Annotated in this window: 10 protein-coding genes; 9 read left to right on the top strand and 1 reads right to left on the bottom strand. The window is 37.2% G+C overall.

All coding sequences use genetic code 11. The features are described from left to right. The first annotated feature begins 236 nt into the window (after positions 1-236). Complete coding sequence (gene lysS / locus RBU59_RS12535; RefSeq protein ID WP_308148206.1) at positions 237-1706, top strand: lysine--tRNA ligase; 1470 nt, start codon at positions 237-239, stop codon at positions 1704-1706. A 64-nt stretch (positions 1707-1770) separates the two neighbouring features. On the opposite strand, the gene ymfI is transcribed toward lysS, so the two are convergent. Further along, positions 1771-2502, bottom strand: coding sequence for an elongation factor P 5-aminopentanone reductase (gene ymfI / locus RBU59_RS12530; protein WP_308148205.1), 732 nt, complete (start codon positions 2500-2502; stop codon positions 1771-1773). Between the two features lie 520 nt (positions 2503-3022). Between ymfI and RBU59_RS12525 the strand changes: the two genes are divergently transcribed. The 8 genes from RBU59_RS12525 to RBU59_RS12490 all read left to right on the top strand — a co-directional run bounded on the left by RBU59_RS12525 (position 3023) and on the right by RBU59_RS12490 (position 12810). Next, complete coding sequence (locus RBU59_RS12525; protein ID WP_308148204.1) at positions 3023-3895, top strand: YitT family protein; 873 nt, start codon at positions 3023-3025, stop codon at positions 3893-3895. 197 nt (positions 3896-4092) lie between these two features. Continuing rightward, positions 4093-5205 carry an ABC transporter ATP-binding protein gene (locus RBU59_RS12520; protein ID WP_308148203.1) on the top strand — a complete coding sequence of 371 codons (1113 nt, stop codon included), beginning with the start codon at positions 4093-4095 and terminating at the stop codon, positions 5203-5205. 262 nt (positions 5206-5467) lie between these two features. Continuing rightward, positions 5468-6556 carry a PucR family transcriptional regulator gene (locus RBU59_RS12515; RefSeq protein ID WP_161837467.1) on the top strand — a complete coding sequence of 363 codons (1089 nt, stop codon included), beginning with the start codon at positions 5468-5470 and terminating at the stop codon, positions 6554-6556. Between the two features lies 1 nt (position 6557). After that, the gene (ftsE, locus tag RBU59_RS12510; RefSeq protein WP_330698536.1) at positions 6558-7289 is read left to right on the top strand and encodes a cell division ATP-binding protein FtsE; all 732 of its coding nucleotides are present in this window, start codon (positions 6558-6560) and stop codon (positions 7287-7289) included. After that, on the top strand, positions 7279-8193 hold the full coding sequence (ftsX, locus tag RBU59_RS12505) for a permease-like cell division protein FtsX (protein ID WP_308148202.1): 915 nt from the start codon (positions 7279-7281) through the stop codon (positions 8191-8193). The genes ftsE and ftsX overlap by 11 nt, the downstream gene beginning before the upstream one ends. Positions 8194-8248: 55 nt before the next feature. After that, on the top strand, positions 8249-9634 hold the full coding sequence (locus RBU59_RS12500) for a murein hydrolase activator EnvC family protein (RefSeq protein ID WP_308148201.1): 1386 nt from the start codon (positions 8249-8251) through the stop codon (positions 9632-9634). Positions 9635-9721: 87 nt separating this feature from the next. After that, positions 9722-10975, top strand: a complete 1254-nt coding sequence (locus RBU59_RS12495) for a S41 family peptidase (RefSeq protein ID WP_308148200.1) — start codon at positions 9722-9724, stop codon at positions 10973-10975. Between the two features lie 68 nt (positions 10976-11043). Next, a complete protein-coding gene (locus RBU59_RS12490; RefSeq protein ID WP_308148199.1) occupies positions 11044-12810 on the top strand; it encodes a response regulator transcription factor in 1767 nt (588 codons plus the stop codon).

The following is a 12810-nucleotide window of genomic DNA, read 5'->3' as shown; positions in this document are numbered from 1 at the left end:
AAAAGCAGGAAATGGAAGATAAATCAGTTACTGTTCACTCCCCTGCAAAAGCAGCAGTTCCGTGAACAATAACACGCTTTGCGATGCACACAAAACGAGGAGAAAGCGTTTTGGCGCTGCAATTCTCCGGTTTTCTGTGACAATACATTCACAAAAAACACGTCGCGTTTATGCCTGTGAACAGTAACATAAATCATACCAAATCAGTTTCAAGAATCATTATGGAGGTATCTATTATGGAATCTACATTGGAAACAATAAGAAGAGAAAAGTTAGATAAAATAACCGAGATAACCAATCCCTACCCGGAACGGTTTGAAGTAAGCCACCAACTCTATGAATTAACGGATAAACCGGACGGTCTGACCGACATTAAGACAGCAGGCCGAATCACCTTTATTCGTAAAATGGGAAAGTTAACATTTATTACAATAGCCGATATAAAGGGGCATATTCAGGCGGCATTGAAAAAAGACGTGGTAGGGGAAGAACAATATGACTTCTTTAAAAAATGTTTTGACATAGGAGATTTTATTGGTGTAAACGGTGAATTATTTACCACGCAGACCGGAGAGAAGACGATCCGGGTAAAGGCCTTTTGGTTTTTAGGCAAAGCGCTGAAACCTTTGCCGGAGAAGTTCCATGGGCTTATTAATACTGACAGCTGTTACCGGCAGAGATACCTGGATTTAATTATGAATGAAGATACCAGGAGAAGATTTCTGATTAAGTCTGATTTTATAAAAGCAATCCGGCGGTTTTTAGAGGATAACTATTATACGGAAATCGAGACGCCCGTATTAATCAATAAACCCTCCGGTGCATTGGCCCGCCCGTTCATTTCTCATCATAATGCTCTGGATATCGATGTATATTTAAGAATTGCTCCGGAAACTTATTTAAAACGTGCAATTGTAGGCGGATTTACCAGAGTATTTGAATTCGCAAGATGTTTTCGTAATGAAGGGATGGACGCCACACATCTTCAGGATTTTACCATGCTGGAATGCTACTGCGCGTATTACAACTATAAAGACAATATGGAATTTACGCAGAAAATGTTATGCTATGCAGTGGAGCAGGTTTTTGGAAGTTCGAAACTAAAAATCGGGGACCGGCAAATAGACTTTTTATCCAAATGGCCGGTGGTTTCTTTCAGAAAGCTGATTTTAAAAGATTGCGGAATAGATATTAATGATTTTAAAACAGCAGAAGAATTACTGAGTGAAATTACCAAGAAAGGATTAACCTTGGAGTCAGAAACGGATATAAAACTGTTAGGCAGGGGGAATCTAATTGATCTGCTTTATAAAAAGGTAAGCCGGCCTAACATGGTCCACCCGACCTTTTTAACGGAACATCCCATCGCCCTCTCACCTTTGGCGAGGGCAAATGACAATGACCCGTTAATAACCGACAGGTTTCAGTTAGTTATCAATGGAGTGGAAGTAATCAATGCATACTCTGAGCTGGTAGATCCGAGAGAACAGTCTAAACGGTTACGGGAACAGGCAGATCTGAATGCAAAAGGGGATGATGATGCCATGGTAATGGATAAGGATTATATCACTGCTATGGAATACGGTATGCCGCCCATATCAGGCTGGGGAATGGGAATTGACAGAATCATACAGGTATTGCTCGGAACTGACAACATTAAGGATTCCGTACTATTTCCCATTATGAGGCCTCTGGATAAGGATTAGGTTTAAGGTCTAATAGAAATACTAATCGGTATTGCTATCTGGCATACCAGCCAAAATTAATATTTTATATCCATGCTCCATCCAAGTGGATAATCTGACCATTTAAATAATTATTTCCTGCGGCCAGTTGGAATACGAAATCAGCCACTTCATTGGTCTGGCCCAACCGGTTGGCAGGGATATCTTCAATTAAAGAGGAGAGTTCTTCTTCGTCTAAGAAATGATTCATCTGGGTATCAATGGCTCCGCAGGCGACTGCGTTCACCTGAATATTACTTGGAGCAAGTTCCTTAGCCAGGGCTTTGGTGAACGCATTGATACCCCCTTTTGAAGCAGAATAGGCAACTTCACAGGAAGCTCCCACACTGCCCCAGACAGAAGAAATATTTATAATTTTACCTTTCTGTCCGGCTATCATATCAGGAACTACTAAATTACAGCAGTTATAGACGGAGGTTAAATTAGTCGCAATTACCCTGTTCCAGGTGTGGATATCGGTGTCGGTAAATAATCCCACATGAGAGATTCCCGCATTATTAATCAGAATATCTATATTGCCGAATTGCTGCTTCGCCAAAGTAATCATAGCTTTAACTTCTTCATAATTTCCCATATCTCCGAGATAAGCGAGACAGGAAACATTACAGCTTTCTATCTCTTCTTTTACCAGTAACAGCTCTTCTTTGTGAGAAGCACAATTTATAATTACATTAAAACCTTCTTTTGCAAATTTCAGCGCGATGGCTTTGCCGATTCCTCTGGAGGAACCGGTGACTAATGCGGTATCTATTCTCATAATAACTCCATTTCCGTTTCTGCTCAATTTATTAGATAATATTTCTTAATTATGTAATATATAAATAGCCATAGTGAATAGCTGGTTTTAGTTTATAGATACATTATAAGATCATTATCATTATAAAGTCTGATTTATCAATAGTATATAATTAATTAAAAACTTAACTTTATGTAAGTATTGTCAATTTTGTTCACTCTATTATACCACTTTAAGTCTTTTTCCAAAACACCAATTATTAAGTTATGTAAAAGAAACATTCTGGTAACAATATAATAAGGAAGTAAAATTAAAACAAATTAGAACTTAATATAAGAAAATATACATTTCGATGTCGACCTGGTACCCTTTGGGCTGCTTGTCTTTCTAAATATTTTCTGATATACTACAATATGGAAAAGTTACTAATTTACAGATTATTCATCTGGTTTTATGAGGGCTAAAAAATTTGGAAGGACAGTCTTGCTTCTGTTTAAACATTATAAAGTAAAAAGTTAAATTAAGAAAAGGCGAAAAGAGTATGGAAAAAATATTTAAGAAAACCAACGTAGGCCATTATTTACTTATTATAGTAGGTACATTATTAATGGCTGCTTCGGTTAATTTAGTATATGACCCGTTGGAAATGGTAACCGGAGGAGTTACGGGTCTTGCAATCGTTATTAAAAAAGTTACGAGTATCTGGATTAAGGGCGGTGTGCCGATCTGGCTGACCAATATCTTACTGAATATACCTTTATTCCTGGCAGCCTGGCTTGTCAGAGGAAAAGCATTTTTAAAAAATACATTTTTTGCGACGGTAAGTCTATCCATAGCTTTATATCTCATTCCGCCTTATGATATTGTTTATAAAGATTATCTGTTGGCTGCGGTTTTCGGCGGAGTATTGGGCGGAGCCGGCTTAGGTCTGGTTTTTATGACGTTGTCTTCTACAGGGGGTACGGATCTCTTAGCCATGGTTGTCCACAAATTTAAACCATATTATACCGTACCGCAGATCTTAACGGTAATAGATGGATTAATTGTCCTGGCCGGTGTTATCAGCTTTGGTTTGGTTAAAGCATTATATGCCATTATAGCGGTATACATTACGGCCAAAATATCTGATAGTATTTTAGAGGGGTTGAAATTCGCCAAAATGGCCTATGTCATTTCAGATTATTATGATGAGATAGCGAAGCAGGTTATGAAAGAACTTGATCGTGGAGTAACCGGAGTTTCGGCTACCGGTATGTATTCCAACAAGGATAAAAAGATGCTTTTCTGCGTGGTATCCAAGAAGGAAATCGTGGCATTAACTGATATTGCGGTAAGTATAGACCCAAAAGCTTTTATTATTGTAAGTGATGTCAGAGAGGTCACCGGAGAAGGCTTTAGAGAATATAGACAGTAAATTCAGCGAAAAATAGAAGAAAAATCGGTAAAAATACTTATTTTTTTAATGAATATACAAATTATACAAAATGGCAAAAATTAATTTGTTTAATTGGGATATGGCTTTCAATGTGCTAATGGTGTATTATAAGTCATATAGTAATAGTACAAGATTGTGTACTCAAAAAGACATTGAATTTAGGGAGGAAATGAGAAATGGCAAGTTTATCTTTAAAAAATATTAACAAGACATATCCTAATGGTTTTGTAGCAGTTAAAGATTTTAATCTTGAAGTAGCTGATAAAGAATTTATCATCTTCGTAGGACCATCAGGTTGCGGTAAATCAACAACTCTTCGTATGATAGCAGGTCTGGAAGAAATTTCAGCAGGTGAATTATGGATTGGTGATAAATTAGTTAATGACGTAGAACCAAAGGATAGAGATATCGCGATGGTATTCCAGAACTACGCATTATATCCACATATGTCTGTATATGATAATATGGCATTTGGTCTTAAATTAAGAAAAACTCCAAAGGATCAGATAGATAAGTTAGTACATGAAGCAGCTAAAATTCTTGATATTGAACATCTCTTAGACCGTAAACCAAAGGCTTTATCCGGTGGTCAGAGACAGCGTGTTGCTATGGGTCGTGCAATCGTTCGTAATCCTAAAGTATTCCTTATGGATGAACCTTTATCAAACCTGGATGCTAAGTTAAGAGTACAGATGCGTATTGAGATCTCCAAGTTACATCAGAACTTACAGACAACAATCATCTATGTAACCCATGACCAGACAGAAGCTATGACTCTTGGTACCAGAATCGTTGTTATGAAAGATGGTGTAATCCAACAGGTAGATTCACCTCAAAACCTTTACAACGCTCCTAACAATTTATTTGTTGCAGGATTCATTGGTTCTCCTCAGATGAATATGATTGAAGCTAAAGTTGTTAAATCCGGTACTAGCGTATCCTTAACTTTCGGTTCTAATTCCATCAAAATCCCTGAAGTAAGAGCTAAGAAATTAATTGATGGCGGATATGATGGCAAAACAGTTATCTTCGGAATTCGTCCTGAAGATGTTAAAGATGAAGAAATGTTCATCAGCAGTTCACCGGAGAGCACGATTGAAGCTACTGTTAAAGTATACGAATTATTAGGTGCAGAAGTTAACTTATACTTCTCAGTTGATCAATTTGATATCACTGCACGTGTTAATCCACGTACTACAGCTAGACCTGGTGATACAATTAAAGTTGCATTTGATTTAACTAAGATGCATATTTTTGACAAAGAAACAGAACAGGTTATTTCACACTAAAGTAACATGGTCGCTAATTTATAAATTTATATTTGGGTAGGGAATACGGTTTTCGTATTCCCTGCCTTTTTTAAATGGTATTATTTAATATTAAACATAGTTTAGATATTAAACTAATTCAAAAATTCATGGTTTTGACAGTATTGTACTAAATTGTTCATTAAATTTCTATAAAATTAGTTTACTTTCGACGAAAATAATGTTAAAATAGCGTATATAAAAATTACTTTTGCATAAGAAATTAAATTAAAGGAGTGACGATATGATTTCGAATCAGATATTACAGAATACCATCGAAGGATTAAAAGCCATTACCAGAGTGGATCTTTGCGTTATGGACACAGAGGGAAAAGCTTTAGCGACTACTATAAATAACGCGGATGAATACGAAAGTGCAGTATTAACATTTGTGGAATCCCCCGCAGACAGCCAGGTATTACAGGGTTATCAATTCTTCAAAGTATTTGATGAGCACCAGTTAGAATATGTCATATTAGCTAAAGGTGACAGTGATGATGTATATATGGTGGGTAAGATTGCATCTTTCCAGATACAGAATTTACTGGTAGCTTATAAGGAAAGATATGATAAAGACAACTTCATTAAGAACTTATTATTAGACAATCTATTATTAGTGGATATCTATAATCGTGCGAAAAAACTTCATATTGAGACAGATGTCAGAAGAGTTGTATTTATTATTGAAACGAAAAATGAAAAAGACGTGAATGCTCTTGAAACAGTAAGAGGGTTATTCTCCGGAAAGACAAAAGATTTTATTACGGCAGTGGATGAAAAGAATATCATCCTGGTGAAAGAGCTGAAATCAAATGAAACTTATGAAGATATGCATAAAACCGCAAGGGTAATCTTAGACATGCTGAATACGGAAGCCATGACTAAGGTACATGTATCTTTCGGTACGATTGTAAATGAAATTAAAGATGTTTCCAGATCCTATAAAGAAGCTAAGATGGCTCTTGACGTAGGTAAGATTTTCTACAGCAGCCGCAATGTGGTAGCTTACAGCAACTTAGGCATCGGCCGTCTGATCTATCAACTTCCTATGCCGTTATGCAAGATGTTTATTAAAGAAATTTTTGATGGCAAGTCTCCTGATGAATTCGACGAAGAGACATTATCTACGATCAATAAGTTCTTTGAGAACAGCTTAAATGTATCGGAGACTTCAAGACAGCTATATATCCACCGTAATACTTTAGTATACCGCTTAGACAAACTGCAGAAGAGTACCAACTTAGACCTTAGGGTATTTGAAGATGCGATTACCTTTAAGATTGCACTTATGGTAGTAAAATACATGAAATATATGGAGACTTTGGAGTATTAAAATGGCTTATGATCTAAAGAAACATTTAACAGATATGGATGCTCCGGTAATTATCTTTGATCAAGTGTCGAAATCATATCAAAAGGGAACCTCCGCTATCAACAATATAAATTTACAAATTCGCAAAGGCGAATTTGTATTTATTGTTGGCAGCAGCGGCTCCGGTAAATCAACCATGATAAAACTTATGCTAAAAGAAATTGAACCCAGCAGTGGTAAGATTTTTGTCAATTTTAAGGATTTATCAAGGTTAAGACACGGACAGGTTGCAAAATACCGAAGAAGTATCGGAGTGGTTTTTCAGAATTTTAGATTGCTGAAAGACCGGAATGTGTACGAAAATGTTGCTTTTGCCCAAAGGGTAATTGAAACGCCCGGCAGTGTGATTCGCAGACAGGTCCCGGCTATCCTGTCTGTTATGGGACTGTCGGATAAACATAAGGCACTACCCGGACAATTATCCGGCGGAGAGCAGCAAAGGGTGGCTTTAGCAAGAGCGCTTGTTAATAACCCGGTAATTTTGCTTGCAGATGAGCCTACCGGGAATCTGGATCCTAAAAATTCCTGGGAGATTATGCGTCTTTTGGATGAAATAAATAAGAAAGGCACTACGGTAGTTGTTGTAACCCATAACAGTGATATAGTAGATAAGATGCAAAAGAGAGTCATTACATTAAGTAAAGGCATTCTGATTAGTGACGAACAAAAAGGTGGGTATACTCATGCGTTTTAGTACATTCTTTTACAGTTTAAAACAAGGCATAAAAAATATACGGAGAAACCACATGTTTTCACTTGCCTCCATCGGTACCATAACCGCATGTTTATTTTTATTCGGTATATTTTATTTTGTTGTAGCCAACTTTCAATATATGATTAAAACAGCCGAAACTTCAGTTGGGGTAACGGTTTTTTTTGATGCCGGAATCAGTCAGGAACAGATTGATAAAATCGGGGAAGAGATTAAAACCAGAGCAGAAGTTGCCTCTATCAAATACATATCGGCGGATGAAACCTGGAGAAATTATAAGAAAAAATTTTTAAAACCGGAACTGGCAGAGACGTTCGGAGATGATAATCCATTAGCAGATTCCGCCTCTTATTCCGTATATTTAAATGATGTATCCATGCAGAACTCTCTCGTTAATTTCATTAATGGACTGGACGGGGTCAGGCAGGTGAATCATTCCGATTCGGTTGCAAATACGTTTAAAACCTTTAATGCCTTGGTAGGTTATGTATCAGCGGCTATCATTATAATACTTCTGGCAGTTGCAATTTTCTTAATTAGCACTACGGTAACTATGGGTATTGCAATCCGCAAAGAAGAAATTTCTATTATGAAATTAATCGGGGCTACCGATACCTTTATTAGGGCTCCTTTTATTGTGGAGGGAGTAATCATTGGTATCATCGGTGCAATTCTCCCAATTATTGGATTATATTTCATTTATTATAAAGTAATATCATATATTACAGAAAAGTACATAAATATATTTCATGCATTTCAGTTTTTAGAGGCAGGGGATATTTTCTCCAATTTGATACCCGTATCCTTAGGTATCGGTATCGGCATCGGATTTATCGGAAGTTACATGACGGTAAGAAGGCACTTAAGACGTAAAGAATCTGTGTAATACGAAATTAGAAGGAATTAACCTATGAGAAATCATGCAAATGGGAGATGAACAAATGGAAAAAAGGCACTTTAATGCAGTGTGGGAGGATGCGAAACACTTTCTTTGTAAAACAAAAGAGAAAACCGGAAAAAAGAGAATACAAGGTATACTTATATTATTGTCGGTTATAATGTTAGTAGGCTCCCTGACGTTCCCCTCCTTTGCCACTGAAATTGACCGGGCTAAGGATGTTAAATCAGATTTAGAAAAAAAGAAACAGGAAACGGAATCAAGATTATCGGAATTAGAAAAGGAAAAAGGCGATATACTTAAATATATCGAAGAATTGGATAAGGAACTGACCAACCTAAATGATGAAATTGATTCGTTAAATACTGATATTAAAAAGACGGATAAAGCTTTGACGAAAGCCAGAAAAGAATTTAAGGCAGCAAAGGTTATTGAAGAAGATCAATACAGTATTATGAAAAAGCGGATTCAATATATGTACGAAAACGGGGATACGGATTACCTGGAGATTATAATGAAATCCGATAATTTATCCGATGTACTAAACCAAGTTGAATATATGTCCAAAATTACCGAATATGATAACGGCCTTCTGGATAAATACAAAAAACTGAAACAGGATGTGGCAGACAAAGAAAAAAATCTGGAAGATAAAATAGCAGAATTAAATGCCTTAAAAGAACAATTGACCTATGAGCAGGACACAGTTAAAAAATTAGCTTCAGATAAAAATAAAGAGCTGGTGAAATATGAAGCCAGCATTGATCAAACGCAGGCACTTTCGGCTGAGTATACTTCTAAATTATCGGAACAGGAAGACCTCATCGAAGATTTGTTAGAGGCTGAAAGAAAACGAATAGAAGAAGAGGAACGAAAGAAAAAGGAAGAGGCGGAACGCAGGAGGAAAGAAGAGGAGAGAAAACGCCAGGAAGAGGCTGCGAAAGCAAATAATGCTTCCTCACAGAATAGTAATAGTAATACAGATAACGATACGGATAGCAATACGGACAACGATTCCGGAAGTCAGGTAAAAGTTGACGGATTTATATGGCCTTGCCCATCCAGCACCCGGATCACTTCTACCTTTGGAAACAGGGAGCAGCCTACGGAGGGTGCCAGTACCTACCATAAAGGGATTGATATTGGTGCAAGTACCGGAAGTTCAATTGTGGCTGCAGCCGGAGGTTCCGTTGTAACCGCTGCATACAGTGTATCGGCGGGTAATTACATCATGATTTATCATGGTGACGGTATTTATACCGTTTATATGCACTGCTCCAAACTATTAGTATCAGCAGGAGAAGAGGTCAGTCAAGGTCAAACCATCGCTTTAGTGGGTTCCACCGGCGTTTCCACCGGATCCCATTTACATTTTGGTGTATCGGTAAATGGTACATATGTAAATCCTCTGAATTATGTAAGTTATTAAATAATACGTGACTATTTAGTCATTGTGGTTCTGACGAAAAGCCAGGAACCATAGTATATGCTGTCAAATGGCGGCATGGAGGTAATTATGAAGAATAAATTTTTGTCTGGTTTTCTATCAGGATTAGCAGGTGCATTAATTATTTTCTCAATTGTACTTACAATCTATGTTACTCAGGTACAAGGTCATGATTCTGTTAATCAGGATACCAATACAGCCAGTGAACAGAATAACACAAAAGCAGCTGAAAAAACGACAGGTGCCAGTGATGCGGTTATTCAAAAGATCAATAAACTGGAAACTTTGATAGACCGGTTCTATATGGATAAGGTGGATGAGACTAAGCTGGCAGAGGGTATTTATAAAGGACTTCTTGCCAGTCTTGGTGATCCATATTCCTGCTACTACACGAAAGAAGAGTATGATGCATTAATGGAATCTTCCAGCGGAGTTTATTGCGGAATCGGTGCCACGGTAAGTCAGAATGTAAATACCGGTATTATCTCTATTGTAAAACCTTTTGTGAAAGGACCGGCACATGCAGCTGGTGTACTGCCGGGAGATATTGTATATAAGGTTAACGGTGAAGAAGTCACAGGAAAAGACTTATCGGAAGTAGTCAGCAGGATTAAGGGAGAAGAGGGAACCAAGGTTTCCGTTACTGTTATAAGAGAGGGAGAACCTGATCCGATTGAATTCTCTATCCCGAGAAAAACAGTGGAAGTTCCCACTATCGAGTATGAAATGCTGGGTAATAAGATCGGTTATATTGCAATATCTGAATTTGATGAAGTTACGGCTGAACAGTTCCGTAAAGCAATTGATGATTTGGATAAACAAGGGCAAAAAGGTTTAATCGTGGATGTTCGGAATAATCCGGGAGGATTATTGGATACGGTTGTAGACATATTAAATCGTATGCTTCCGAAAGGGCTGATTGTTTACACGGAAGATAAATACGGAACCAGAGAAGAGAAATTCTCGGATGCCAAGGAAGAATTCGATAAACCCTTAGCGGTTCTTATTAACGGAAACAGTGCCAGTGCATCTGAAATTTTTTCAGGTGCTATTCAGGACTATAAACGCGGAACCATTGTGGGTACCACCAGTTTTGGCAAAGGAATCGTGCAATCCATTATACCATTATCTGACGGAACTGCTATTAAGGTTACAGTATCGAAATACTATACTCCAAACGGAAAGAATATACATGGAATCGGTATTTCACCGGATGTAACCGTTGATCTGAAAGATAAGCTGAAACAACAGGTTGTTATTAAGAAAGAGGAAGATAACCAGTTACAGAAAGCAATTGAAATTATTAAGAAAAAAATAAAATAAAAGGTAGTAAAACAGCCATTGTACCGATAAGTAAAGCGGGTTTTGGCTGTTTTTTTGCGATTATCAAATTGTTTGATGAATATAAGTATAACTTGCCGGATATGGCTAAACATGATATCATTTTTTTGATTGCATTTTTTCTTAAGGCTTATGCTAATGTCTTTTTACCAGATACAATTTTACTTATGATTTTATTAAATGGCTTAGGCGAAGTTGCTTACGATGGTTGTGCCAAAAGCTTTGTGAAAGGGATGACATTTATGATTAAAGCATTATTAGTAGAAGATGAACCAATTACAAGAAAAGGTCTTCTAAAGCATATAACTTGGCCGAAACTTAGTATTGATGAGATTCGCAGTGCAGAGGATGCGGAGACTGCATTGCAAATGAGTGCAGATTATCATCCTGATATTATTATTTCGGATATCAAAATGCGTGAAATAGATGGTATTGAGATGTGCCGCCTCTTTAAAGAGCAATTGCCCGATTGTCAGTTGATTTTTATCAGCAGTTACGCGCAAAAAGAATATCTAAAAGCGGCAATTGAACTGGAGGCTATTCAATATGTGGAAAAACCAATTGATTTAGAGGAGTTAACCTGTGCAGTCAAGAAAGCAGTAGAGCGTTATCATAATATTCATGAGCAACGTATAATACAGAAAAAGTACGAAAAAAGTGTAGATCATATTAAGAATGAAACATTTTTATCGCTACTAAGAGAAAGAAATAATGGAAAGGATAATTGTGCAGTTCTAAAAATGGTAGGGTTATGGAACGAAAGGTGCAGGGTGTTTCGTATCTGTATCATTCGATGGGCTGATATGCCGGATAAACCGGATAAGGTGTCAGAGTGGTATAAAGATGCAGCAGAACTGCAGGCGGAACATAAGGGGATTTATGTATATACCGATTTCTGGGATAATGCAACTATGATTATTTATCTTGCGGCAGAAAATATGCAATTAACGGACAACGGGTCAGTTCTTACTAAGATGAGTGAACTGGCAAGGAGACAGGATAGAGAGTATATGCATTTTTTGGCGATTGGTAAGCTTTTCACTGATTTAAAATACTTATCGAATTCGTATCAGTCGGCCTTAAGCGCGTTACAGAGTCTGTCATTTATGGGATATGGATCATTCGCATCGGATAAGGAGACCTGCAATGACTGGCAGAATGACTTAGATCAGGCAGAAGAGAGTTACCTTAAAAAGGCGATTCAAAATGAGGATGTAAAAGAAGTAGAGAGAATCATTAATCAGATATTTCAACGGTTCATAAAGGAACGGGTTATATTAAACAGTGTTATTAAAAATATATGTCTGATAATCTATAATTATATAAGAGAAGCTGAAAGAAATAATCCGGTTCGTAGATATAAAAAGAATGCATCCAGAGTAGAATACACCTATATTTTGGAGCAAGCTGTAACGCTGCAGGAAATCAGGGAAATGCTGCTAATATATGTACAAGCAGTCTTTGGACGTAAGAAAATTGAAAATCAAGGTAGTAATGTTTCTGTCAGGCAGGTAATTGCATATATGAGTAAGCATTATCAGGATAAGGGACTTAGTATTAACCGGATGGCAGAAGAGGTCTTTTTAACACCCACCTACCTCTCAAGTTTGTTCAAACAGGATACCGGACTCACTATAAATCAATACCTTACGAAATTGCGAATCGAATGCGCTAAATCGTTACTGCTTGATACTAAATATAAGCTTTATCAGATTGCAGATATGGTGGGATATGAAGACGCTGCTTATTTTGCTCGCATCTTTAAGAATCAGACAGGGATGACACCATCTGAGTATAAGGAGAAGAATATTCTGTGA

The organism is Anaerocolumna sp. MB42-C2 (assembly GCF_030913705.1).
In the GTDB taxonomy this organism is placed as follows: Bacteria; Bacillota; Clostridia; order Lachnospirales; family Lachnospiraceae; genus Anaerocolumna.
Note: the sequence above shows the minus strand (reverse complement) of the source record. Positions and strands in the feature narration are given on the sequence as shown.

Excerpts from the sequence above, each read along its gene's own strand:
- lysS (WP_308148206.1), top strand. The coding sequence starts at position 237 with ATGGAATCTACATTGGAAACAATAAGAAGAGAAAAGTTAGATAAAATA.
- ymfI (WP_308148205.1), bottom strand. The coding sequence starts at position 2,502 with ATGAGAATAGATACCGCATTAGTCACCGGTTCCTCCAGAGGAATCGGC.
- RBU59_RS12525 (WP_308148204.1), top strand. The coding sequence starts at position 3,023 with ATGGAAAAAATATTTAAGAAAACCAACGTAGGCCATTATTTACTTATT.
- RBU59_RS12520 (WP_308148203.1), top strand. The coding sequence starts at position 4,093 with ATGGCAAGTTTATCTTTAAAAAATATTAACAAGACATATCCTAATGGT.
- RBU59_RS12515 (WP_161837467.1), top strand. The coding sequence starts at position 5,468 with ATGATTTCGAATCAGATATTACAGAATACCATCGAAGGATTAAAAGCC.
- ftsE (WP_330698536.1), top strand. The coding sequence starts at position 6,558 with ATGGCTTATGATCTAAAGAAACATTTAACAGATATGGATGCTCCGGTA.
- ftsX (WP_308148202.1), top strand. The coding sequence starts at position 7,279 with ATGCGTTTTAGTACATTCTTTTACAGTTTAAAACAAGGCATAAAAAAT.
- RBU59_RS12500 (WP_308148201.1), top strand. The coding sequence starts at position 8,249 with ATGGAAAAAAGGCACTTTAATGCAGTGTGGGAGGATGCGAAACACTTT.
- RBU59_RS12495 (WP_308148200.1), top strand. The coding sequence starts at position 9,722 with ATGAAGAATAAATTTTTGTCTGGTTTTCTATCAGGATTAGCAGGTGCA.